This window comes from Brucella pseudogrignonensis, from assembly GCF_002252525.1.
Classification (GTDB): Bacteria; Pseudomonadota; Alphaproteobacteria; order Rhizobiales; family Rhizobiaceae; genus Brucella; species Brucella pseudogrignonensis.
In genome coordinates, this window is sequence record NZ_NNRM01000011.1 from 59,554 (window position 1) to 81,880 (window position 22,327).

Genomic DNA, 22,327 nt, shown 5'->3' on the forward strand with positions numbered 1-22,327 from the left:
CACTGAAAAAGCGCGTCACACAGAGCAGTTTGCAGTTAAGAAAAGCCAGTAATTCCCCAAATTAGCGTCTGACAACTGCGCCCAGCTCCATAAAAGCCGCCTTATCTAGTGAAAATCGCAGGATTTGCGCGTAAAACCGACGAAGTTGCGAAGTTGGACGAATAGAAACCAGAATAGTTGCAACTTGGCCTAGATGTGATGGCCACCGTCAATGGTAATCACCGATCCAGTCATGTAACGGCTTGCATCAGAAGCAAGCATTAGCACCACACCGTCCAGATCCTCCATTTCGCCAAGCCGTCGCATGGGGTTGCGACCTTTAAAATATCCGCCAGCAGGACCCGATAGCTGCCGTTCATTGATTCGCGTTGGAAACCACCCCGGCGCAATCGCATTGACGCGAATATCATGCGACGCCCATTCAAGTGCCAGCGCGCGGGTCATCTGCGTTACGCAGGCTTTGGACATCGCATAGGCAGCAGTCCCCTTCTGAGGACGCTCCGCAAGAATACTCGTTGTATTCACGATGGCACCGGCCTGCTTTCGGTCGATCATCCGTCGAGCCATTTCCTGTGCAGTGAAGAACGATCCGGCCACGTTCACATCGAAGATGTGCTCCAGCATATCCCGCGTCGTATCCAGCGCTCTCGCGACATGGGCGACACCTGCATTATTGAAAAGCACATTGATAGGGCCAAGACGCTGTTCCGCCTCATCGAACGCGGTCTTTACCTCGTCTGGGTTGGTGATATCCGCCATGATTTCCAGCACTTCACCACCAGAAGGGCAGAATTTCTCACCATCCCGACTGCGTGAAATTGAAACAACTTTTGCCCCATGGCGCGCAAGCACGCGCACCATGTGCAACCCCAACCCCGAAGAACCTCCGGTCACGGCAATCACCTTGCCTGCGACAGAGAAAACCTGTTCGTCAGCCATTCATCCCCCCGACTGCCAAATATCTTTCTATATCTAGTGCAACATCAATTTTATGTGAACCCGAAAACCCTCTAAAATCTCGCCAGATCAATAGAGTACACAGAAGCTGGCAATAGAGCATAATCCGACTGGACTGAAACGCGCTCTAAGGTGTGAAGCTGTGATCAGCTTCACGATTGCACGGCAAGACACAGCGCTTTACAAACGCTCCAACAACGCCCCTTCCGCTGGATCGAAATATTTCATGGCAAAAGTTTCTCGCCCTCTCATCGCCGTTCCCACAGACGTAAAGCCGTTTGAAAATTACGTCTGGCATTCTGCGCCCGAGCAATATCTTGCTGCAGCGATTGACGTTGCAGAAGTCACGCCCCTGCTGGTTCCCAGCTTTGGCGCGAAGATGGATCTCGATAGCATTCTCGATAGCGTGGACGGCCTGCTGGTCACTGGATCAAAATCCAACGTCAATCCGGAGCTTTACGGCGTCGAACCGAGTGCGGCCTTTGAGCCTTACGACAATGCCCGCGATGCAACATCGTTGCCGCTCATCCGTGCAGCAATCGACAAGGGCGTCCCCGTGCTGGCTATTTGCCGCGGCATTCAGGAACTGAATGTAGCGCTGGGCGGCACGTTGGCCACCGAAATTCAGGAGCTGGAAGGTCGTATGGACCATCGCGCGCCGGAATCAGACAGCCAGGCCGAGCGCTTTGCCATTCAGCACCCGATTAAGATCGCGCCAAACTCCTGTCTTGCAGAGATACTGAAAACCGACGACGTAAAGGTCAATTCGGTCCATCGTCAGGCAATCGACAAGCTGGCACCGGTTCTGGCGGTTGAAGCCACAGCGGATGATGGCACGATTGAAGCCGTCTCAGTCAAGAATGCAAAGGGTTTTGTCGTCGGCGTTCAGTGGCACCCGGAATACTGGGTGCAATCCGATGCGCCTTCGCGCAAGATTTTTGAAGCCTTTGGCGAGGCAGTGCGCCAACACAAGGCGCAGCGCAAAGCCTGAGATCGCAGCGCATCCCGAAAAGCGTGAGACGACTTTCGGGATGCGCGTAGCAAGAATGTCGAGCGCCAGCCTCAGTAAGTGAGGCTGGCGCTTTTATCTTACTTCTTCTTGACGTGACTGGTTTCCGGCACCGGCGTAATCGCCTCACCCTTGTCGAACCACGAGATCAGATTGTCGATCACAAGATTAGCCATATCGCGGCGGGTCTTTTCAGAAGCCGAGCCGATATGCGGCAACAATACCGTATTCGGGGCATCAAGAAGCGCCTGCGGCACATTCGGCTCATTGGCAAACACATCAAGACCGGCAGCCGCAATCGTTCCGTCGGTCAGCGCCTGAGCAAGCGCGTCCTCATCAACAACCGAACCACGGCCAATATTAATCAGCACACCTTCCGGTCCCAGCGCTTTCAGGACATCTGCATTGATGGCCTTTGCAGTTTCCGCACCGCCGGGGGCAACCAGAATGAGCGTATCCACCGCCTTCGCAAGCTCAAGCAGGCTCGGGTAATAAGTATAGCTCACATCATCTGCCTTACGGCGATTGTGATAGGACACAGGAAGGCCAAAAGCTTCGACACGATGCGCAATCGCCTTGCCAATGCGACCGAGGCCAAAAATACCGACAGAGCGGCCGCGCAGTGACAATTTGGAGAGCGGATAGCGCCCTTCCTTTGGCCAGCGACCAGCGCGCAGAAACTCCTGCGATTTGGACAATTCGCGCACGGTATCAATCAGAAGGCCAAGCGCAGTATCTGCAACTTCTTCCGTCAGAACGTCCGGCGTATTGGTGACCATGACGTCATTGGCACCGGCATGTTTCGCATCAACAGCATCATAACCAACCCCGAAATTACCGATAATTTCAAGATTAGGCAGCGCATCAATCAGCTTTGCATCGACCGTCGACATGCTGGCAACGCCTTTGACATCACCAGCCCAGGCTGCCTCAACCAGCGCCGCATCGCCTTTGGGAATCCGCTTGATATTGAACTCGCCTGAAAGCCGTTGCACGGCATAATCGTTGAAATTACCGAGCACCAGAATGGTCGCTTCACGTTGAGTCATGGCAGCTTCCTCATGTTCAAGCAGAATCCATCGGGCCAGAGGACCTGGCCCGGCTAATAAGACAGATCAGGCCTATTTGGGCTTGGAAGTCGATTGCCGGATATGCAACTCCGGTTTAATCAGTTCCTGATCATGCGAAACTTCAATGCCATTCAGCTGGTCGAGCAGCGCGCGCGCCGCACGGCGACCGACTTCGCGCTGGCCGTTCCACACAGTGGTCAGCGCCGGTGTCGCGATGGCCGCTTCTTCCAGATCGTCATATCCGGTGACGGAAATGTCTTCACCCGGAACAAGCCCTGCACGCGCGATACCGTTCATCAAACCGATAGCAGTCAGATCGTTCCAGCAAACGGCTGCGGTCGGCTTGTCTTTGAGCGCAAGAAACTGTGGCGCAACTTCAAAGCCGCCCTGCTTGGTACGCGGCCCCGAAATGCGCCATTCAAGCTTCACTTCAAGTCCGGCCTTATGCATGGCCTGCAAATAGCCCTGATAACGGTCACGGCCTGTCGAAGTCTGATCGGTACCACCGATCATGGCGATGCGGGTGTGCCCAAGCGAAATCAGATGATTTGTGGCAAGGCCGATACCATAGGCATCATCCCCCCGGAAAACCGGTGCATGAACATCTTCAACATCACGCGCGATCAGAACGACCGGCAGGCCGTTATCTTCCGCAAGCTGGATATCTTCCGGTGGTGTGCCGATGGCCGGCGACATGATGACGCCATCCGCGCCAAGCTGCAGCAACGTATCCATGAAAGTGCGCTGCTTTTCCAGCTGGTCATAATGGTTGGACAGAATGAAGGTCTGTCGCGAACGGTCCAGCTCCGTTTCAATCGACCGCAAAATTTCGGCGAAGAACGGGTTCATGATGTCATGTACGACAACACCCACGATCCCGGAACGGGACGTGCGCAGGCTGGCAGCGCGACGGTTATAGATGTAACCGATGGCGCGGGCATGTTCCTTGATCTTTTCGCGTGTCTGATCGGCGACAAGAGGACTGTCGCGCAATGCCAGCGAAACGGTGGCCGTCGAAACACCAAGCGCATCTGCGATGGTCGAAAGCTTGATTTTCTGAGCCAAGTCGCCTCCCCGAAAAGGTCATTGCCACAGTCGAAACAGGAAGGCGCCGGCAAGACAATAAAGAGGAGCGGCCATCCCATCTTGTAGATGGTTATGCCATTGCAATCATTGAATTGGAAGTTTTTTCAACGTTCCTTGATGGCCATCTACCTATTCAACATCGTCGTCATCAACAACTTCCTTGTCCAACTCGTCCGTCAGACGCGCCGCGCCACGCGCAGCAAGGTTGCTTTCCATGCGACCCAGCATCTTCAGGAAGGTTTTACGCTCCTTCTTGTCGAGGCCTTTCAGCATATCTTTTTCGGTTTTCTTGATCGACTTTTCGATGATGCGGATCGCTTCGATGCCCTGCGGCGTGAGATAGACATGCGACTGGCGCTGATCTGTCTCAGATGCCCGCTTGACCACGAAGCCCTGGCTCTGCAGCCGGGTAATGGTCTTGGTGATTGTCGGTGGACGCACGCCGAGGCGCTGAGCCAGAACGCCCGGAGGCAAACCATCTTCAGCGGCAAGTTGCAGCATCACTGCATCCTGACCTGCATAAAGCCCAAGCTCCAAAAGACGTGTAGCCAGTACGGTTCGTGTAAGACGCGCTACCGACTGCATCCGGTAAAGCATCACTGCCTTGTTGTCCTTACTCATCGCCACCTCGCCCTTGGTCATCCGACTAATAAAGTTCAATCTACAGTAAAATATTGTCCGACTTATGAAGCTTCAAGAACAAGCAATGACTTAGGGTTAACTTTGTACCCAAAGCATGTTCTTAGGCACGAAAGAATGAATTTCGCGGCTAACATTGCACGAGTTTATGGGCGGCGAAACCCAAATGTCGGAATCAGACAACCGATTGCTGTTTTATTCGATCACCATTAGGTTCAAACTGTTCGTTTAAAAATATTCAGCACGGAGGAAAATATGAATAACCTGCGCGACCAGAACAGCGACATGATCGTCGTCCTGCCACTTGGCGCCCACGAGCAGCATGGTCCTCATCTGCCATTTGAAACAGATACGATTATCGCCGAAGGCATTGTCGCGCGCATCAATGACGCACTGCCTGCCGATCTCAACGTCAATTTCCTGCCTGCCCAGCCGGTTGGTTATTCCATCGAACATATGGACGTCGAAGGCACCCAAAGCCTCGCCTTCTCGGAAGCCGTCAATCAATGGATCGGCATGGGTGAGAACCTTCATGCAGGCGGCATTCGCAAGCTGGTTATGCTCAATGCCCATGGCGGCAACTCACCGCTGATGACCATCGTTGCAACCGAGCTTCGCACCCGCCTTGATATGCTGGCTGTAGCCACAAGCTGGACACGCTTCGGTATGCCGGAAGGGCTGATTACACCGGAAGACAAGTCGCTCGATATTCATGGCGGCTTTATCGAAACATCCGTGATGCTGGCGCTGCGCCCCGATCTCGTCGATATGACGAAGGCCACAGACTTCTCGAATGCACAGTCCGACTTCGCAAAAAAATTCAAGCATTTGCGCGCCTATGGCCCTCATGCCTTCGGCTGGAAGATGCAGGATCTGAATACGGAAGGTGTCGCAGGCAATGCGGCAGCGGCAACCGCTGAGGCAGGCGAAAAAATCCTCGCGCACGCTGTTGCAGGCTTTATTGAGCTGCTCCACGATGTGGATCAGTTTGATCTCGCTCGCTTTTCGCCCAAACAACTCGTGGTCTGATTCCGAGCACCTAAATAGTCATCTCGTGGATGCTTTGAATTTGACGTTTGAAACAACGCTCATGTGCGCGCCATATATCAAACGTCACATTCAATCCGCGAGCGAAAACGTGATTGGCCGTAAGCGAGAACGTGATCGGTACAGATGTAATAATATAGCATTGCATATAGCATTCGCGGGCACCTTCCCTTATATGAAATACCCGATCTGAAGCCCCGGTCGCGTGGATTTGCGCGCGCACCAAAAGGCAGCAACTTCAAGAGGCATGAACAATGAGCCAGGCTGAAGCCCACACTGAGGACAAGTCAAACACAGATGCTGGCACAAACGCTGGCCGTATTCCCGTTACCGTTCTGACCGGATATCTGGGCTCGGGTAAAACGACGCTTCTCAACCGCATCCTTACCGAAAATCACGGCAAGCGTTATGCGGTCATCGTCAACGAATTCGGCGAGATCGGCATCGACAACGATCTGATCGTCGAGTCTGACGAAGAAATCTACGAAATGAACAATGGCTGCATCTGCTGCACCGTGCGCGGAGATTTGATTCGCGTGGTGGAAGGCCTGATGCGCCGTCCGGGCCGCTTCGACGCCATTATCGTTGAAACAACCGGTCTTGCCGATCCGGTTCCTGTCGCGCAGACCTTTTTCATGGATGACGATGTCCGCGCCAAGACAGGCCTTGATGCCGTTGTCGCTCTGGTTGACGCAAAGCACCTTCCGCTGCGCCTCAAGGACAGTCGCGAAGCAGAAGACCAGATTGCATTTGCCGATGTGGTTCTGATCAACAAAACCGATCTGGTGACACCGGAAGAACTGGCAGCGATTGAAGCAACGGTTCGCGCCATCAATCCACACGCCATTATTCACCGTACAGAACGCGCATCGATTCCGCTTGATCGCGTGCTTGATCGCGGTGCATTCGACCTGAAGCGTGCGCTAGAAAACGATCCGCATTTCCTCGATCATGACCATCCGGACCACGTTTGCGGCCCTGATTGCGATCACGATCATGGCCACGACCATCATCATGGGCACCACCATGATCATGAGCATAGCTGCGGCCCAGACTGCAATCACGACCATGGGCATGACCACGGACATGACCATCACCACCATCATGATCACGATCATCATCATGCCTCGCCGATCCATGATGTGACGGTGACTTCCGTGTCGCTGCGTGCGGGTGAAATCGATCCGGCTAAATTCTTCCCCTGGATTCAGAACATCACCCAGACACAGGGTCCAAACATTCTGCGTCTCAAGGGGATCATCGCGTTCAAAGACGATCCGGACCGCTACGTGGTTCAGGGCGTTCATATGATCATCGAAGGTGATCACCAGCGCGCATGGAAGCCTGAAGAAAAGCATGAAAGCCGTCTCGTCTTCATCGGACGTCAGCTCGATGCAGCTGAACTCAAAGCCGGTTTTGAAAACTGCCAATCAAAGTAAAATTGGACACTGATGCCTACAGTTGCCCCGCTCGACCTTGATGGTCATTGCCTCTACGCCCGTTTTATCAGCGGCGTTCCATTCTTTGCTCTGGCCGATGGTTCTATCCATCGGCTGGACAATGGCCACCAGACCAGCGCCGCTCATAACGGGCTTCTCAGCGCAACGCTGACCTTTGATGGAAAAGCGTTGGTAACGGGCGGTGAAGATGGCCGCGTTTGCCAGACTGCATCGGATGGCACAGTCACAGAACTCGCAAAAGTACCGCGCAAGTGGATGACCGCGGTTGCAAGCGGCCCCAACGGAACGGTCGGCTTTGCCTCTGGCCGCTCGGCATGGGTCCGCACATCCAACGGCAAGGTGCAGGAATTTGCACAGGAACGCAGCGTCGAAGGCATTGCGTTTGCGCCAAAGGGCCAGCGTCTGGCAATCGCGCGCTATAATGGCGCAACATTGATCTGGACTGGCACGGAAGCAAAGCCTGTCGAGCTTGAATGGAAAGGCGCGCATATCGGTGCCACCTTCTCGCCAGATGGCCGCTTCCTGATTACATCCATGCAGGAAAATGCGCTGCATGGATGGCGTCTGGAAGACAGCAAGCACATGCGCATGACAGGCTATCCTGCCAAGGTCAAAGACTGGTCATGGAGCGTGAAAGCCAAGTGGCTTGCCACTTCCGGCGCACCGGCCGCTATTGTCTGGCCGTTTGCTGGCAAAGATGGCCCTATGGGGAAGGCACCTCTGGAGCTTGGTCTGCGCGGAGACAGCATGGTGACATCGGTCGCCTGCCACCCAATCGAAGACATCACCGCCATTGGCTATAATGACGGCATGATTCTTCTGGTGCGCTTCGAGGATCAAAAGGAAGTGTTGCTGCGTCGTGGCGGCAAAGGCGCGATCACCAGCATGGGCTGGGACGGTCAGGGCACTCGTTTAGCCTTCGGGTCAGAAACGGGCGACTGTGGCGTTATTGATATGACGAGCTAAGTAGTTAGGGCAGTAGGGCATTATGTTTCGCTAATTTGAAAACATACTGCCCTATTCACCTGCTGCCTTATTGCCTTACTTGGCTGCCTTATTTGGCCTTCATCGTAACTGTCGGACCACCATCCGGGCCAAGCGACGCAACCCACTGACTGATTGCGGAAGCGTCTTTTTCACCAAGCATATGATCGGCTTCGATCGTGCGGGCATCGACCTTTGCACCGCCAGAGCGCAGCAGAGCTGAAAGAGCCGGTGCGAAAGGCGAATAAAGCTTGTCTTCCTGGCCTGTAATCGTCAGCACGCGCGCCTTGCCCAGATTGGCAACCGGCACGTTGTCCAGAACGGGCATCGAGCGCATCAGCACCGCACGCTTCACCAGATCGGGGTGCAGCATCATTGTTGCAGCCAGCAGATTTGCGCCATTGGAATAACCAACGAAGGTTGCATGTGGGAGATCGAGATCCTTCTCATCGGCAAGACGCGAGAGGAAGGTCACGAATGCATTGGCTTCAAGCTTCACATCTTTCTGGTCGAACTTGACCGGCGTGATGCGCTTGTACCAGCGCGTGCCGCCATCCTGCATGACGCGACCACGAACACCAAGCAGCGTTGCACGCGGCCAGATCTTGGATGCCATCGGCACGAGGCTTGCTTCATTGCCGCCTGAACCATGCAACAGGACAATCAGTTCGTTGGAAGCGTTTTCAGGCTTATAGAAACGATAGATGAACTGCTTGCTGCGTGAAAAATTCTGTTCCGGCGTTGTCTCAGCATCCATTTTCTTTTCACGCATCGTTACGCCCTCTCCCAGCTTGGGAGCGACTGTTTCATCTTTCGTCGATGTAGCCATGCTGTTCAGGGCCATGCCCTGCGCCTTGCTCACAACCTTTATAGGCGTGGGCTGTCCTTCCGCCAGAGCGGAACCAGTCATTGCTGCAAACGCCATCATGATGGCGGCTGTAAACGTCTTCTTTACCATAAGCTCAACTTGCCACTGAGATGTTAATGAAGGTTTTAAAGCAGCTCCGCTTGGACCATCTTTTGTGTCCTCGCCGGCTCTGATTAGCATGTCCTTAACAACAGATATTTAGCGAGAATGTGACGAAAACACGGAAAATAACCCATTGTTACATTTGCGTGACACTTCACGAGGCCATCAACAACGCGTGAACCATAATCGAGTGGCAAAAAATTCATGTTTTTGACGCGTTTAGGGGGACAATGGGATATCATTACAAAAATTGTACGAGGGAACGGATTTTTGACATGAGCAGCTTCAAGCCAGGCCGTTTTTCGTCTGCCCGCCTTAATTCAAGCGACGTGACGCCGAAAAATCTTTATCTGCGTCGCCGCGAATTTCTGATCGGCGCGGGCGCACTGGCCGCGACCGGCATTGCATCAGCCGCATTTGCCGATCCGCTCACGGCCAAAGCCTCGGCCTATAAAGTCGATGAAAAGCTGACGCCGAAAGAATCTGTCACGACCTATAACAACTTCTATGAGTTTGGCACGGACAAGAGCGACCCTTCTGCGAATTCCGGTGATTTCAAACCATTGCCATGGCGGCTGAAAGTCGACGGGTTGGTCAAGCAGCCCAAGGAATTCGACATTCAGGACCTGATGGCCAAGATGCCGCTTGAAGAACGCATCTACCGGATGCGCTGCGTTGAAGCCTGGTCAATGGTCATTCCATGGATCGGCTTTCCGCTGGCAAGCCTGCTGTCTCAGGTCGAACCACTTGGCTCGGCCAAATACATCGCCTTCACGGGCGTCGTGCGCCCTGAAGAGATGCCGGGTCAGAAAGGGCTGTTTCAGGTGCTCGACTGGCCTTATGTCGAGGGCTTGCGTCTGGACGAAGCCATGCACCCGCTGACCATCCTTTCCGTTGGCCTTTATGGTGAAACGCTTCCCAACGCCAATGGCGCGCCTATCCGGCTCGTTGTGCCGTGGAAATATGGTTTCAAGGGTATCAAATCGATCACCAAAATCAGCTTCGTGGAAAAGCAGCCGCCGACATCGTGGCAGCAGCAGGCCGCCAATGAATATGGCTTCTATGCCAATGTGAACCCGGACGTCGATCATCCCCGCTGGTCACAGGCAACCGAGCGGCGTATCGGCGAAGGCAGCTTCTTTGGCTCCAGCCGTCGTCCTACCTTGCCGTTCAATGGCTATGCCGAAGAAGTCGCTTCGCTTTATGCAGGCATGGACCTGCGGGCAAATTACTGACATGGCCGTCGCAGCCACGATCCAAGCCAAAAAGCCCAACCGTCAGACCCGATTCAAACCGGGCTGGTGGAAGGTATGGGCGCTTTATGTGGTCGGCTTCATTCCCGCCTTATGGGCGTTTTATCTCGGCGCAACCGACCAGCTCGGCGCAGACCCTGTTAAAAGCTTTGAGCATATGCTCGGCCTCTGGGCACTGCGCCTTCTCATTCTGACCCTGCTGGTGACACCCATCCGTGACCTGACAGGTATCAGCCTGTTGCGCTACCGCCGCGCACTTGGCCTGCTCGCCTTCTATTATGTGCTGATGCATTTCGCGGTCTATATGGTGCTGGATCAGGCGCTCAATCTGTCTACGGTGATAGCCGATATTGTCAAAAGACCGTTCATCACCATCGGGATGATCAGCCTCGCCCTTCTGGTGCCGCTCGCAATCACTTCGAACAACTGGTCAATCCGCAAACTGGGGCGGCGCTGGACCACGCTGCATAAGCTCGTCTATGTGGCCATTGCAGGTGGAGCGATCCATTTCCTGATGTCGGTCAAAAGCTGGCCAGCAGAACCCGTCATCTATGCTCTGATCGTAGCGGCGCTGCTGCTCTGGCGTGTAGTGCGTCCGCTCTTCAAAGGACGCAGACAGATAAAACCCCAGCGGGAAGCTGCTGTAATGCTAAAGAAATAAGATATAATATCCTTGTTTTTATAAAGTCTAATCTACGAGATAAAACGCCTTTCCGGCAGGATAGGCCATGACATTCCAATGCAAATCATGTCAGTATCGCCACAACTTCGGTAAATGAAGCGTCAGGCGAATACGGGATGTCCATGTCTTCTATCTTGAAATCAAAGCCCGTCCGCTTTCTCGGCAAGTTCGTCTTCGTATTATTCGTAATCATCTTTGCAATCTGGTCCAGCTTTGCCATGTGGTTCCAGTTGCCTTTCGGCAATGCTGTGCGCGGCTCGATCATCGCCGTCTGGCTGGCAATCGCGCTGTGGGTCATCGCAGGCGAGCGAAACTTCTATTGCATGCGCAAGCGACTGTTCTTCTGCCTGCTGGCACTGTTGATGCTCGGCTGGTGGGCCACCATCCGCCCATCGCTCGACCGCATCTGGGCACCAGACGTCGCGCGAACCGTTACCGGCAAGATTGATGGCGATAATGTTACGCTTTTCAATGTTCGCGATTTCGACTGGCGAACACCAAATGATTTCACACCCAACTGGAAAGAAGCCACCTACGATCTGAGCAAGATAAACTCTGTCGATGTTTACCTCTCCTATTGGGCGGGCCCGGCCATTGCGCATACGCTGTTGTCGTTCGGGTTTGAAGACGGCAGACACGTCGTCTTTTCTGGCGAAATCCGCAGGGAGCATCACGAGGTCTTTTCATCCATAGGTGGATTTTTTCGCGAGTTTGAACTGGCGATGATCGCGGCGGAAGAAAGCGACATCATCTATCTGCGGACCAATGTGCGCAAAGAAAATGTCTTTCGCTATCGGGTAGACCTGCCCCCGGCAGGCGCAAGAGAGCTTTTCCTCTCTTATGTCGAGCTTGGCAATGAGCTGGCAGCCACACCCAAATTCTACAACACGCTGACCGCCAATTGTACGACGATCATTTTCACAATGGCGCGCGTGCTCGATCCGACCTTCCCATTTGATTATCGGATCCTGCTTTCAGGCTATCTGCCGGGATATCTCTACGACCATGGCTGGCTCGAAAATAATGGGACTCTGGAGCAGATAGAGGAACGTGCATCCATCGACGCCAAGGCGCAGGCTGGCGGACGTGACGGCTATTCTGAACGCATACGCCAATAAAAGAAAACCCCGCTTGAGCGGGGTTTTCAATCAGCAACTGCAGTTAATTAGATTGCAGCGGTGATGATGATTTCGACCTTGTAGTCAGGCGTTGCAAGCGCTGCTTCACCGGTCGCGCGGGCAGGCGTGTTGGCCTTGTCGACCCAGCTGTCCCAGACTGCGTTCATTTCAGCGAAGTCCTTCATGTCTGCAAGCCAGATGATCGCCTGAAGGATCTTGGACTTGTCGGAACCAGCAGCTGCCAACAGACGATCAACTTCAGCCAGAACGGCCTTGGTCTGATCGGTCACGCTCGCGCCTGGCTCGCCAACCTGGCCGGCGAGATAAACTGTATTGCCGTGAACGACGGCCTGGCTCATGCGTGGTCCGACTTCGATACGACGGATGCTCATGGTGAACTCCTCTCATGACTACTGCGGAAACGGGCCCGCATTTAAAAATGTTGCGCATCCTTATTAAAGCCCCTGCCCGCTTTGGCAATGGCTGTTTGAAGCCTCATCCGGACAATTCAAATAAAAACGCACTCCAGGCCGCCTGCTGTGCTACGACAGCGACAAGAGGAGAGAAACAATATGCCCGCAGAAACTGACGATGCAAAAACACCTTCGCAACTGATCGATGGCAGGATCAGGGAACTTGCAGACTGGAGAGGCAAAACGCTTTCTCATATCCGCGACATTATCCTGAAGGCCGACCCGGAGATTATCGAAGAATGGAAATGGCGCGGTGTGCCGGTATGGTCCTGCTCGGGGATCATATGCACAGGCGAGACCTATAAGAGCGTTGTGAAACTCACTTTCGCGAAAGGTGCGTCGCTGGACGATCCTTCCAGCCTTTTCAATTCAAGCCTTGAAGGCAACGTACGTCGCGCGATTGATATCCGTGAAAACGAAGAAATCGATGCAAAAGCTCTGACGACGCTGATCCATGCTGCAATCGCGCTCAATAAGCTCAAACCACCGCGTCGCTGATCGTGTAGAATATTTGCGGGGCAATTGACTCCTGACGGCCCTTTCCCTATAAGCCGCAGCACGTTCGCCCATAGGGTTAATGGATGGCTTGTGCTATCCTGCTTTTTGGGAAAAGAACCAGCTCCTGTTCAATAGAGCATGATACCGAAAAGTGAAAACCGGTTTTCGGCAAAATCATACTCGATGAAAAGACAGAACCAAGAAGGGCCGCACACCGCGGTATTAAATAAATGAAGCGCACTTTCCAGCCATCCAATCTCGTCCGCAAGCGTCGTCACGGTTTCCGTGCACGCATGGCTACTGCCGGCGGTCGTAAGGTTCTTGCCGCTCGCCGCGCACGCGGCCGCAAGCGGCTTTCCGCTTAATCTTTCCCGCGCGACCAGCGCGGTGATTAAAGATATGAAAAAGCAGAAACAAATACTCCGCCTTCGCAAGAGAGCGGAGTTTTTGTCTGTTAGGAATGGTGAAAAACGGCGTGGTCCCCTATTTCTTCTTGAAGTCCGGAAACGGACGGAGGAAGAATCCGAAGCTGCCAAAATCGGCGAAAAACCCCGCGCAGGCTTCACCGTCACCAAGAAAAACGGCAATGCGGTGGTTCGAAACCGCATACGTCGCAGACTGAGAGAAGCGGTTCGTTGTCACGTAGGGAGTGACATGGCGCCTTCGACCGACTATGTGATCGTAGCGCGCGAGCAAGCACTCACTGCGCCCTTCTCGAAACTGACCGGGGAACTTTCCCGCCGCATCACGGCACCGGAGGGACGGCGGGACGAGAAGAAACGCCGAACGGAAAGACCGGAATCAGGACCCGTCAATGGAAAATAATCGTAATTTCTTCATCACCATTGCCCTGTCCATCCTCGTATTAACGCTGTGGCAAGTATTCTATCTGGGACCGAAAACGGAAGCCCAGCGGGAGCAGACACGCATTGAGGAGCAGCAGCGCCAGACCCAGCAGGCAGCCCAGGGCGGCTCGCAGGGTGATACTCCACAAATGTCCGGCACCGCCGGCGCAATTCCAGGCCACAGCGATGGCACAGCCGCAGGCGGCACGCTGACCCGTGAAGCCGCAACCGCACAGTCGCAGCGCATCGATATCGACACAGCTTCGCTGCGTGGTTCGATCAATCTGACCGGCGCGCGCCTCGATGATCTCTATCTCAAGAAGTATCACGAGACTGTAGACGACAAGTCGCCTGAAATCGAACTACTCGCACCATCGGCTCTCAAGCAGGGTTATTTCGTTGAACTCGGTTTCACCGGCAACGACGCAACCGGCGAAGTTCCTGGTCCAAACACTGTCTGGACCGTTGAAGGCAACAACAAGCTGACGGCATCGACGCCTGTTACTCTGACATTCACCAACGACAAGAACATCACATTCAAGCGCGTCATCTCGGTTGATGATGCCTACATGTTCGAAGTCGACGATACGGTCACCAACAACACCGGCGCACCGATCTCGCTTGCTTCTTATGGCCGCGTAACGCGTTTCAACCAGCCTGAACATGCAAGCGCTACCTATGTTCTCCATGAAGGCCTTATCGGCGTCATGGGTCAGGATGGCCTTCAGGAAATCAAGTATTCCAAGGTTGAAGACGACAAGGACATTTCGTTCAAGGACGTGACTGGCGGCTGGGTCGGCATCACCGACAAGTATTGGGCGGCAACGCTCGTACCTCCGCAGAACGAAAAGTTCACCGCACGTTTCTCGCACTTCACCAATGACCGTCCGCGCTACCAGTCGGATTTCCTCAGCGCGCCGATCACGGTTGCAGCTGGCGAAGCCAGCACCATCAAGAACCACGTTTTTGCTGGCGCCAAGGTTGTCTCGGACATCAAGAACTACGAAGAAAAGCTCGGCATCAAGCAGTTTGAACTGCTGATTGACTGGGGCTGGTTCTACTTCATCACCAAGCCGATGTTCTACCTCATCGACTGGATCTACAAGTTCTCCGGCAATTTCGGCATCGCCATTCTGGTTGTCACCGTTCTGCTGAAGGGCCTGTTCTTCCCGCTCGCCAACAAGTCGTACAAGTCGATGGCTCGTATGAAGCTGGTGCAGCCGAAGATGACGGAAATCCGCGAGAAATATGCGGATGACAAGATGAAGCAGCAGCAAGAAATGATGCAGCTCTACAAGCAGGAAAAAATCAATCCGCTTGCAGGTTGCTGGCCAGTGCTGGTCCAGATTCCGGTGTTCTTCGCGCTCTATAAGGTTCTCTACGTCACCATTGAAATGCGCCATGCGCCGTTCTTTGGCTGGATTCAGGATCTTGCAGCACCCGATCCAACATCGATCTTCAACCTGTTCGGCCTTCTGCCGTTTGCGGTTCCAGCGTTCCTGATGATCGGCGTCTGGCCAATCATCATGGGCATCACCATGTTCCTGCAGATGCGCATGAACCCAACGCCTCCAGATCCAACGCAGGCGATGATCTTCACCTGGATGCCGATCATCTTCACCTTCATGCTGGCATCGTTCCCAGCAGGCCTCGTGATCTATTGGGCATGGAACAACACGCTTTCGATTACCCAGCAGGGCATCATCATGAAGCGTCAGGGTGTTAAAATCGAACTTTTTGACAACCTGAAAGACCTCTTCAAGCGAAAGCCGAAAGAGGCCAAGAAGTAAAAAGACAAAAAGCCCCGCATCTGCGGGGCTTTTTTTGTGCTCGTTGATCCAGAGCGGTTGACAATGCGGCGCGTAACCGTGATGCGTGTCTTTTACGGAATATACGGATCAGGAAGACCACATTGAGCGATCAGGACAAAAAGCAGGCAGCCATCAATGCCGCTCAGGCAGCAGCAGATGCGACCCGTGCAGCCCATGCGGCTTTGGTCGAGGAAGGGCGCCTGCTCTTCAAGAAGTCGTGGATCTTCATCCGTGGCGTGCCTTCGATGAAGTTTCTGCCACTGGAAGGCCCGGTTGAAATTGCTTTTGCCGGACGTTCAAATGTCGGCAAATCTTCGCTCATCAATGCGCTTGTCGGCAAAAAGGGTCTTGCCCGTACCTCCAACACACCGGGCCGAACGCAGGAACTCAACTATTTCGTTCCAGATGGCTATTCCGGCGAGAATGGCGACCTTCCGCCATTGGCACTCGTCGACATGCCGGGCTATGGCTTTGCCGAAGCACCCAAAGCCCATGTCGATGCGTGGACACGTCTCGTGTTCGATTACCTGCGCGGCCGCACCACGCTGAAGCGCGTCTATCTGCTGATCGACTCACGCCATGGCATCAAGAAGAACGATGCTGAAGTGCTTGACCTGCTCGACAAGGCTGCGGTTTCTTATCAGATCGTGCTGACCAAGATCGACAAGATCAAGGCCGCTGGCATTCCACGTCTGATAGAAGAAACCCACGCGCTCACCAAAAAGCGCGCCGCCTGTTTCCCGGGCATCATCACGACATCGTCAGAAAAAGGCCTCGGCCTTGATGAGCTGCGCGCTGCCATCGCGCTTGTTGCCAAGGAATAGGCAGTCGGTCGCGGAAAAGTGGGAACCGGTTTTTCGATCCCAACATGCGTAAAACAACAAAATAGAGCGAGCGTGGCGTGTATGATTAAGCACGACGCGCTCCAGGAAAAGACATCAGTTTAGCGCGGGCAGCTTGCCGACTGATTGTTTAGACCCTGCTTGAGCTGTTCAAACCGCGTGGTGGTTTTTGCACCATCACGCGTGATACGCAGAACATACATGCTGTCGAAGTCTTCCCGCGGCCACTTCGGCACGAGAGCCTTGTCACCACCGCTATCCTTGACGATGCTTCTGGCAAGCTTCACGATCTGCTTGTGTTCCCAACCCACCAGTACTGTCGCGTTGCGATATCCAGGCTGCGCGAGCGTCGCCTGCAGTTCCTCAATATCCTTGAAGCCAAAGCGCGTATCAACAGGCATTCCAAACGTGATAGCTGTCGGTTCGACCGTAGCAAGCGGGCGGTTATAGGAATAGATCGCGCCCTTGTCTTCTTTCAGCTGCGCCGGATTGGGCGCAAAGATGAAATCCGGTTTTCCGAATTTTTGCTTGATTACGGCAGGCAGTTTCAGCGAGCGATTGAGGCCTTGGCAATTGAGCTGTCCAAGCCCCTGCTCCGGCTTTTCACCATGGCGTAACATTATGATCGTTTCGGTCGTCGCTGCCGCCTGCGAGGCGCTGATGCCCGCCAGAAAAATCAAAGCCGTAAAAAATGCGCGTCGCATGAATCTACTCCGTTCAAGAGCGGGCGTTATGCGCAATCTTCTAGCACTCTCCAAGGATTTTAATTGGGCGATCTTTGGCAACGCATTCAAATAATCGCGAACAAAACGCCTAAAACCGTTTTACAGAACAGTGCATATTGCTTAGAAAAGCCTGCCTCTCTTGCCCTGTCGCCAGCCATGGAGCCCGCGATGACGACTCTTGAAAATCCTGAAATGCAAGCGCAACTCCTTTCCGCAGCTCTGCCTTATATGCAGCGCTACGAAAACAAGAATGTCGTAGTGAAATATGGCGGTCACGCCATGGGAAACCCTGAACTGGGCAAGGCTTTTGCCCGCGACATCGCGCTTTTGAAGCAGTCAGGCATCAATCCGATCGTCGTTCATGGCGGTGGCCCACAGATTCAGGCGATGCTCTCGAAGCTCGGCATTGAATCGCGCTTTGAAGGTGGTCTTCGCGTCACCGACGAGAAGACGGTTGAAGTGGTGGAAATGGTTCTCGCCGGTTCCATCAACAAGGAAATCGTCGCTCTCATCAACGCCGAAGGCGAATGGGCCATCGGTCTTTGCGGCAAAGACGGTAACATGGTTTTCGCGCGCAAGGCGCATAAGACGGTTATCGATCCGGATTCAAACATCGAGAAAGTTCTTGATCTGGGCTTTGTTGGTGAACCCGCAGAAGTTGACCGCACGCTTCTCGATCTTCTGGCGCGTTCAGAAATGATCCCGGTTATTGCGCCGGTTGCACCCGGTCGCGATGGTCATACCTACAACATCAACGCAGACACCTTTGCAGGCGCTATCGCTGGCGCGCTGGCTGCAACACGTCTTCTGTTCCTGACCGACGTTCCCGGCGTTCTCGACAAGGACAAGAAGCTCATCAAGGAGCTTTCGGTCGCCGACGCTCAGGCGCTGATAAAGGACGGCACGATCTCCGGCGGCATGATCCCTAAGGTCGAAACCTGCATCGATGCAATCCGTCGCGGCGTTGAAGGCGTTGTTATTCTCAACGGCAAAACACCGCATTCGGTACTGCTTGAGCTTTTCACGGAGCATGGTGCAGGAACATTGATTGTACCGTAATCCAGTAGCCGCCTTCGGGCGGCTTTTTCTTGGCCCGCCTTCGTGACATAAAGACTTATGACCAATCAACCTGATGCTCCGGCCTTTGCCCACGTTACCGACTGGGTATTCGACCTCGACAATACGCTCTATCCGCACGCAGCCGATCTGTTTTCCCAGATCGATGTACGTATGACGAGTTATGTCGAGAACCTCCTGAAATTGCCGCGTGACGAAGCGCGCAAAATTCAGAAGCAGTTTTATCTGGAATATGGCACCACGCTGAAGGGCCTGATGGAGTGCCATGAGATCGATCCTGATGACTTTCTCAAGAAGGTCCACGACATCGACTATTCATGGCTGAAACCCGATCCCGCACTCGGGGCAGCCATTCGTGCCCTGCCCGGCCGCCGTTTCATTTTCACCAATGGTGATCGCGGCCATGCGGAACGTGCAGCACAGCAGCTCGGCATTCTTGATGATTTCGACGATATTTTCGACATCGTTGCAGCAGGCCTGACGCCTAAGCCAGAACGTGTCACTTATGATCGTTTTCTCGGCGCATTCGGCGTTGACGCACAAAAGGCTGTCATGTTTGAAGATCTGGCGCGCAATCTCGTCGTGCCGAAGACATTGGGCATGAAAACCGTGCTGGTGGTTCCAAACAATTTCGAGCCAACATTCTCCGAAATATGGGAAAGCGACCCGGAATTCACCGATCAGGTCGATTATGTAACCGACAATCTGACCCAGTTTCTGGAAACCATAATTGCAGACCGATAGGCAGTTTACCGGCCTTGAAAAACGTATCGATAAGGCGGCTCATCGCCTTCTCGACAGCTTGCCAAGGCATCGCATCAGTGATGCGCTGATTGAGTTTCTGGTTTTTGGATTGAAGCAAGCATGGGCCTGCCTGTTTGGCGGCGCGATGCTGGGTCTCATCATCCTCACACGGTGGTTCTGGCCAGAAGATGGTGCAGGATTTATCACCCGCTACGATTTCCTGTTTCTCTCCGCTGTTGTGATCCAGCTTGGAATGCTTGTCTTCAAGCTGGAGGCTTGGGAAGAAGCCAAGGTCATCGTCATTTTCCATATTGTCGGAACGGCTATGGAAGTGTTCAAAACCCATGCCGGATCATGGATCTATCCGGAGGAAAACTTCTTCCGGATCGGTGGCGTGCCACTGTTTTCAGGCTTCATGTATGCGGCTGTCGGTTCCTATATGGCGCGTATCAACCGCATCTTCGATATCAGGCTCAACCACTATCCGCCGCTCTGGACGACTGTTGTGCTGGCAGCTGCGATCTATATCAATTTCTTCGCCCATCACTTCATCTGGGATATGCGCTGGGTGTTGTTTGCCGCAACCTTCGCGCTCTATTGGCGCACGACCATGCATTATCGCGTGTTTCGCTTCCGGCATAAAATGCCGCTGCTGGTTGCGTTCCTGCTCACATCGCTGTTCATCTGGATCGCTGAAAACATCGGAACCTGGTCGAAAGCCTGGCTCTATCCCAACCAGCGCAATGGCTGGGAGCTGGTTTCAATGAGCAAGCTCGGCTCATGGTATCTGCTGATGATTATTTCCGTTGTGCTGGTGACACTCGTTCACCGCCCGCGCGAATATTCAGAAAACGAAAACGCCCGATCATAACAGACCGGGCGCTTTGGAAGCTTTACAGCGGTTCCAGTTAAAAAGGAATCGTTGGAACCGCTGTAACTGTTTGTTTTTACGCATTATCCGGCGCAAAACCGCTTCGCACTTTTGCTGGAAATGCTATAATCGAAGAGATCAAAGCTTATAGAAGTTCTTGATCTCGTTCCATGCTTCGTCAGCCGTTTCCACGAAGGTCAGCAGCTCAATATCGGCGGGCGAAATTGTGCCCTGTTCTGCGAGAAACTCGATGTTGATCGCCTTGGTCCAGAATTCCTTGCCGAACAGGATGAGCGGCATACGCTCCATACGATCTGTCTGGATCAGCGTCATGGCTTCAAACAGCTCATCCATCGTGCCGAAGCCGCCGGGGAATACGCAGACAGCCTTTGCGCGCATGAGAAAATGCATCTTGCGCAGCGCAAAATAATGGAAGTTGAAGCAAAGTTCCGGCGTCACATAAGCGTTTGGTGCCTGCTCATGCGGCAACACGATATTAAGACCGATGGTCGGCGCACCAACATCGGCGGCACCGCGATTGCCTGCTTCCATCACGCCCGGACCTCCGCCAGTCACCACGATGAATTCGCGATAATAGGTGGTCGCTGAATATTCGGAGCAGATCCGGGCAAACTTCCGCGCTTCTTCATAATAGCGCGAATTGGCCTCAAGGTTCTTTTTCTGCACTTCGTTTTTCGCAGCCCAGGCGTCACCACCCGGCTCCGGAATACGTGCACCACCGAACATGACGACCGTCGACTTGATGCCGCGATCAGCAAGGATCAGTTCTGGTTTCAGAAGCTCAAGCTGAAGCCGCACGGGACGCATATCGCGTCGCGTCATGAAGTCATCATCCATGAAGGCAAGACGATATGCGGGAGCTTCGGTCTGAGGTGTCTGAGGCACAGTGCGTGCCTGTTTAGCAGCGTCCTCAGAATTGGGGAAAGGCGTCCAGCCAGACTTCTCCATTGGGTTCATGCTTGCCTGCTCCTTCAATTACAATGCGTATTGATGCTTTAGCATCAATTTTGGCGCTAAATTCTTAATCTGTCTCGAATAGGGCCGCGCAATTCGCGTAACAACGCGATTGACCCATATGGTACCTTCGCTTAATCACTTCTGTGACAACTGCCGACCACAAAGACGGCAGCCGCTTATCCTGCCATTTTATGGAGACCGCCATATGACCAAGCCAGATTTCGCCTCCCTTGAAAAGGTCATCGAAAAGGCTTTTGACGAACGCGATGGCATCAACACGGCAACCCGCGGCGAAGTTCGCGATGCAGTTGAGCAGTCGCTTCTTATGCTCGATCGCGGTGAAGCGCGTGTGGCAGAAAAACAGGCGGACGGCAACTGGCAGGTCAATCAGTGGCTCAAGAAAGCCGTGCTGCTTTCTTTCCGTCTCAACCCGATGCAGATCATCAAAGGCGGTCCCGGCGAAGCCTCTTGGTGGGACAAGGTTCCTTCAAAGTTCGACGGCTGGACAGCCAATGAATTTGAAGCTGCTGGCATTCGTGCAGTGCCAAATTCAGTTGTTCGCTTTTCGGCTTACATTGCGCCAAACGCGATCCTGATGCCATCCTTCGTCAATCTCGGCGCTTATGTCGATGAAGGCACAATGGTCGATGCATGGGCAACGGTTGGTTCCTGCGCACAGATCGGCAAGAATGTGCATCTGTCGGGCGGCGTCGGCATCGGCGGCGTCCTGGAGCCAATGCAGGCTGGCCCGACCATCATCGAAGACAATTGCTTCATCGGCGCCCGTTCGGAAGTCGTTGAAGGTTGTATCGTTCGTGAGGGTGCCGTGCTCGGCATGGGCGTCTTCATCGGCAAGTCGACCAAGATCGTCGACCGCGCAACTGGTGAAATCTTCTACGGCGAAGTACCGCCATATTCGGTAGTTGTTGCAGGCACGATGCCGGGCAAGCCATTCCCGAATGGTGAAGCTGGTCCCGGCCTCTATTGCGCCGTGATCGTCAAGCGCGTCGATGAAAAGACCCGCTCGAAGACTTCGATCAACGAGCTGCTGCGCGACTAATACCAAAACTCCATGAGTCATACTCATGGAGTTTTGGTTAAGCCCGAGTGGCGATTGAACTTTTTCAAGGCGTGATGCGTTAGCATCTTAGCGCCTTGGTATAATTTGCCTGCATAGAGCGGTTTCAG

24 protein-coding genes are annotated in these 22,327 nt (G+C 53.8%); 16 read left to right on the top strand and 8 right to left on the bottom strand.

Annotated elements, in window-relative coordinates; all coding sequences use genetic code 11:
* Positions 1-189 precede the first annotated feature (189 nt).
* Entirely contained in the window at positions 190-939 is a 750-nt protein-coding gene (locus tag CEV34_RS03555; RefSeq protein ID WP_007876343.1) for an SDR family NAD(P)-dependent oxidoreductase, read from the bottom strand.
* 244 nt (positions 940-1,183) lie between these two features.
* Here CEV34_RS03555 and CEV34_RS03560 point away from each other — a divergent pair, with 244 nt between their 5' ends.
* Positions 1,184-1,948: a gamma-glutamyl-gamma-aminobutyrate hydrolase family protein gene (locus CEV34_RS03560; protein ID WP_039860104.1), complete on the top strand. Its 765-nt coding sequence runs from the start codon at positions 1,184-1,186 to the stop codon at positions 1,946-1,948.
* Between the two features lie 98 nt (positions 1,949-2,046).
* Here CEV34_RS03560 and CEV34_RS03565 read toward each other — a convergent pair whose 3' ends face one another.
* The 3 genes from CEV34_RS03565 to CEV34_RS03575 all read right to left on the bottom strand — a co-directional run bounded on the left by CEV34_RS03565 (position 2,047) and on the right by CEV34_RS03575 (position 4,743).
* Positions 2,047-3,015 (bottom strand): 2-hydroxyacid dehydrogenase, encoded by a 969-nt coding sequence (locus CEV34_RS03565; RefSeq protein WP_007876347.1) that lies wholly within the window; start codon positions 3,013-3,015, stop codon positions 2,047-2,049.
* Between the two features lie 72 nt (positions 3,016-3,087).
* Positions 3,088-4,101, bottom strand: a complete 1,014-nt coding sequence (locus CEV34_RS03570) for a LacI family DNA-binding transcriptional regulator (RefSeq protein ID WP_094543224.1) — start codon at positions 4,099-4,101, stop codon at positions 3,088-3,090.
* 150 nt (positions 4,102-4,251) lie between these two features.
* Positions 4,252-4,743 carry a MarR family winged helix-turn-helix transcriptional regulator gene (locus CEV34_RS03575; protein ID WP_079212606.1) on the bottom strand — a complete coding sequence of 164 codons (492 nt, stop codon included), beginning with the start codon at positions 4,741-4,743 and terminating at the stop codon, positions 4,252-4,254.
* Positions 4,744-5,016: 273 nt separating this feature from the next.
* Between CEV34_RS03575 and CEV34_RS03580 the strand changes: the two genes are divergently transcribed.
* The 3 genes from CEV34_RS03580 to CEV34_RS03590 all read left to right on the top strand — a co-directional run bounded on the left by CEV34_RS03580 (position 5,017) and on the right by CEV34_RS03590 (position 8,234).
* A complete protein-coding gene (locus tag CEV34_RS03580) occupies positions 5,017-5,790 on the top strand; it encodes a creatininase family protein (RefSeq protein WP_007876363.1) in 774 nt (257 codons plus the stop codon).
* A gap of 272 nt (positions 5,791-6,062) precedes the next feature.
* The gene (locus CEV34_RS03585) at positions 6,063-7,247 is read left to right on the top strand and encodes a CobW family GTP-binding protein (protein ID WP_007876364.1); all 1,185 of its coding nucleotides are present in this window, start codon (positions 6,063-6,065) and stop codon (positions 7,245-7,247) included.
* Between the two features lie 12 nt (positions 7,248-7,259).
* Positions 7,260-8,234 carry a WD40 repeat domain-containing protein gene (locus tag CEV34_RS03590; RefSeq protein WP_007876365.1) on the top strand — a complete coding sequence of 325 codons (975 nt, stop codon included), beginning with the start codon at positions 7,260-7,262 and terminating at the stop codon, positions 8,232-8,234.
* A gap of 88 nt (positions 8,235-8,322) precedes the next feature.
* Here the strand turns inward: CEV34_RS03590 and CEV34_RS03595 are convergent, their stop codons facing one another.
* Entirely contained in the window at positions 8,323-9,210 is an 888-nt protein-coding gene (locus tag CEV34_RS03595) for an alpha/beta hydrolase (RefSeq protein WP_007876366.1), read from the bottom strand.
* Between the two features lie 287 nt (positions 9,211-9,497).
* Here CEV34_RS03595 and msrP point away from each other — a divergent pair, with 287 nt between their 5' ends.
* From msrP to CEV34_RS03610, 3 genes are all read left to right on the top strand, one after another.
* Entirely contained in the window at positions 9,498-10,457 is a 960-nt protein-coding gene (gene msrP, locus CEV34_RS03600; RefSeq protein ID WP_007876375.1) for a protein-methionine-sulfoxide reductase catalytic subunit MsrP, read from the top strand.
* A gap of 1 nt (position 10,458) precedes the next feature.
* Positions 10,459-11,136 (top strand): protein-methionine-sulfoxide reductase heme-binding subunit MsrQ, encoded by a 678-nt coding sequence (msrQ, locus tag CEV34_RS03605; protein WP_007876376.1) that lies wholly within the window; start codon positions 10,459-10,461, stop codon positions 11,134-11,136.
* A 143-nt stretch (positions 11,137-11,279) separates the two neighbouring features.
* Positions 11,280-12,275: an Lnb N-terminal periplasmic domain-containing protein gene (locus tag CEV34_RS03610; protein WP_171380204.1), complete on the top strand. Its 996-nt coding sequence runs from the start codon at positions 11,280-11,282 to the stop codon at positions 12,273-12,275.
* Positions 12,276-12,322: 47 nt separating this feature from the next.
* On the opposite strand, the gene CEV34_RS03615 is transcribed toward CEV34_RS03610, so the two are convergent.
* A complete protein-coding gene (locus tag CEV34_RS03615; RefSeq protein WP_007876378.1) occupies positions 12,323-12,667 on the bottom strand; it encodes a RidA family protein in 345 nt (114 codons plus the stop codon).
* A 180-nt stretch (positions 12,668-12,847) separates the two neighbouring features.
* Here CEV34_RS03615 and CEV34_RS03620 point away from each other — a divergent pair, with 180 nt between their 5' ends.
* The 5 genes from CEV34_RS03620 (at position 12,848) to yihA (ending at position 16,726) form a co-directional block, all read left to right on the top strand.
* The gene (locus tag CEV34_RS03620; RefSeq protein ID WP_007876379.1) at positions 12,848-13,246 is read left to right on the top strand and encodes a DUF1801 domain-containing protein; all 399 of its coding nucleotides are present in this window, start codon (positions 12,848-12,850) and stop codon (positions 13,244-13,246) included.
* A gap of 230 nt (positions 13,247-13,476) precedes the next feature.
* Positions 13,477-13,611, top strand: coding sequence for a 50S ribosomal protein L34 (rpmH, locus tag CEV34_RS03625; RefSeq protein ID WP_007876380.1), 135 nt, complete (start codon positions 13,477-13,479; stop codon positions 13,609-13,611).
* Positions 13,612-13,645: 34 nt separating this feature from the next.
* On the top strand, positions 13,646-14,071 hold the full coding sequence (rnpA, locus tag CEV34_RS03630; protein WP_039860099.1) for a ribonuclease P protein component: 426 nt from the start codon (positions 13,646-13,648) through the stop codon (positions 14,069-14,071).
* Positions 14,061-15,881, top strand: a complete 1,821-nt coding sequence (gene yidC / locus CEV34_RS03635) for a membrane protein insertase YidC (RefSeq protein WP_007876384.1) — start codon at positions 14,061-14,063, stop codon at positions 15,879-15,881. The genes rnpA and yidC overlap by 11 nt, the downstream gene beginning before the upstream one ends.
* A gap of 101 nt (positions 15,882-15,982) precedes the next feature.
* Positions 15,983-16,726 (top strand): ribosome biogenesis GTP-binding protein YihA/YsxC, encoded by a 744-nt coding sequence (yihA, locus tag CEV34_RS03640; RefSeq protein WP_085982971.1) that lies wholly within the window; start codon positions 15,983-15,985, stop codon positions 16,724-16,726.
* A gap of 119 nt (positions 16,727-16,845) precedes the next feature.
* Here the strand turns inward: yihA and CEV34_RS03645 are convergent, their stop codons facing one another.
* A complete protein-coding gene (locus tag CEV34_RS03645) occupies positions 16,846-17,448 on the bottom strand; it encodes a hypothetical protein (RefSeq protein ID WP_007876391.1) in 603 nt (200 codons plus the stop codon).
* Between the two features lie 189 nt (positions 17,449-17,637).
* Between CEV34_RS03645 and argB the strand changes: the two genes are divergently transcribed.
* From argB to CEV34_RS03660, 3 genes are read left to right on the top strand one after another with little or no spacing between them, the layout of a single operon-like run.
* Entirely contained in the window at positions 17,638-18,528 is an 891-nt protein-coding gene (argB, locus tag CEV34_RS03650) for an acetylglutamate kinase (protein WP_007876393.1), read from the top strand.
* A gap of 57 nt (positions 18,529-18,585) precedes the next feature.
* The gene (locus tag CEV34_RS03655; protein WP_007876395.1) at positions 18,586-19,290 is read left to right on the top strand and encodes a pyrimidine 5'-nucleotidase; all 705 of its coding nucleotides are present in this window, start codon (positions 18,586-18,588) and stop codon (positions 19,288-19,290) included.
* Positions 19,277-20,161, top strand: a complete 885-nt coding sequence (locus CEV34_RS03660; RefSeq protein ID WP_007876397.1) for a DUF817 domain-containing protein — start codon at positions 19,277-19,279, stop codon at positions 20,159-20,161. Before CEV34_RS03655 ends, CEV34_RS03660 begins: the two co-directional genes overlap by 14 nt.
* 138 nt (positions 20,162-20,299) lie before the next feature.
* On the opposite strand, the gene CEV34_RS03665 is transcribed toward CEV34_RS03660, so the two are convergent.
* Complete coding sequence (locus tag CEV34_RS03665; RefSeq protein WP_039860101.1) at positions 20,300-21,139, bottom strand: LOG family protein; 840 nt, start codon at positions 21,137-21,139, stop codon at positions 20,300-20,302.
* Positions 21,140-21,344: 205 nt separating this feature from the next.
* Here CEV34_RS03665 and dapD point away from each other — a divergent pair, with 205 nt between their 5' ends.
* A complete protein-coding gene (gene dapD / locus CEV34_RS03670; RefSeq protein ID WP_007876401.1) occupies positions 21,345-22,199 on the top strand; it encodes a 2,3,4,5-tetrahydropyridine-2,6-dicarboxylate N-succinyltransferase in 855 nt (284 codons plus the stop codon).
* The last annotated feature ends 128 nt before the right edge of the window (positions 22,200-22,327 follow it).

Bases quoted from the DNA above. Each gene is read 5' to 3' on its own strand.
- CEV34_RS03565 (WP_007876347.1), bottom strand. From the start codon at position 3,015: ATGACTCAACGTGAAGCGACCATTCTGGTGCTCGGTAATTTCAACGAT.
- dapD (WP_007876401.1), top strand. From the start codon at position 21,345: ATGACCAAGCCAGATTTCGCCTCCCTTGAAAAGGTCATCGAAAAGGCT.
- CEV34_RS03610 (WP_171380204.1), top strand. From the start codon at position 11,280: ATGTCTTCTATCTTGAAATCAAAGCCCGTCCGCTTTCTCGGCAAGTTC.
- rpmH (WP_007876380.1), top strand. From the start codon at position 13,477: ATGAAGCGCACTTTCCAGCCATCCAATCTCGTCCGCAAGCGTCGTCAC.
- CEV34_RS03595 (WP_007876366.1), bottom strand. From the start codon at position 9,210: ATGGTAAAGAAGACGTTTACAGCCGCCATCATGATGGCGTTTGCAGCA.
- CEV34_RS03590 (WP_007876365.1), top strand. From the start codon at position 7,260: ATGCCTACAGTTGCCCCGCTCGACCTTGATGGTCATTGCCTCTACGCC.
- CEV34_RS03655 (WP_007876395.1), top strand. From the start codon at position 18,586: ATGACCAATCAACCTGATGCTCCGGCCTTTGCCCACGTTACCGACTGG.
- CEV34_RS03620 (WP_007876379.1), top strand. From the start codon at position 12,848: ATGCCCGCAGAAACTGACGATGCAAAAACACCTTCGCAACTGATCGAT.
- argB (WP_007876393.1), top strand. From the start codon at position 17,638: ATGACGACTCTTGAAAATCCTGAAATGCAAGCGCAACTCCTTTCCGCA.
- yidC (WP_007876384.1), top strand. From the start codon at position 14,061: ATGGAAAATAATCGTAATTTCTTCATCACCATTGCCCTGTCCATCCTC.
- CEV34_RS03665 (WP_039860101.1), bottom strand. From the start codon at position 21,139: ATGAACCCAATGGAGAAGTCTGGCTGGACGCCTTTCCCCAATTCTGAG.
- rnpA (WP_039860099.1), top strand. From the start codon at position 13,646: ATGAAAAAGCAGAAACAAATACTCCGCCTTCGCAAGAGAGCGGAGTTT.
- CEV34_RS03585 (WP_007876364.1), top strand. From the start codon at position 6,063: ATGAGCCAGGCTGAAGCCCACACTGAGGACAAGTCAAACACAGATGCT.
- msrQ (WP_007876376.1), top strand. From the start codon at position 10,459: ATGGCCGTCGCAGCCACGATCCAAGCCAAAAAGCCCAACCGTCAGACC.
- CEV34_RS03580 (WP_007876363.1), top strand. From the start codon at position 5,017: ATGAATAACCTGCGCGACCAGAACAGCGACATGATCGTCGTCCTGCCA.
- CEV34_RS03575 (WP_079212606.1), bottom strand. From the start codon at position 4,743: ATGAGTAAGGACAACAAGGCAGTGATGCTTTACCGGATGCAGTCGGTA.
- CEV34_RS03645 (WP_007876391.1), bottom strand. From the start codon at position 17,448: ATGCGACGCGCATTTTTTACGGCTTTGATTTTTCTGGCGGGCATCAGC.
- CEV34_RS03555 (WP_007876343.1), bottom strand. From the start codon at position 939: ATGGCTGACGAACAGGTTTTCTCTGTCGCAGGCAAGGTGATTGCCGTG.
- msrP (WP_007876375.1), top strand. From the start codon at position 9,498: ATGAGCAGCTTCAAGCCAGGCCGTTTTTCGTCTGCCCGCCTTAATTCA.
- CEV34_RS03560 (WP_039860104.1), top strand. From the start codon at position 1,184: ATGGCAAAAGTTTCTCGCCCTCTCATCGCCGTTCCCACAGACGTAAAG.
- CEV34_RS03615 (WP_007876378.1), bottom strand. From the start codon at position 12,667: ATGAGCATCCGTCGTATCGAAGTCGGACCACGCATGAGCCAGGCCGTC.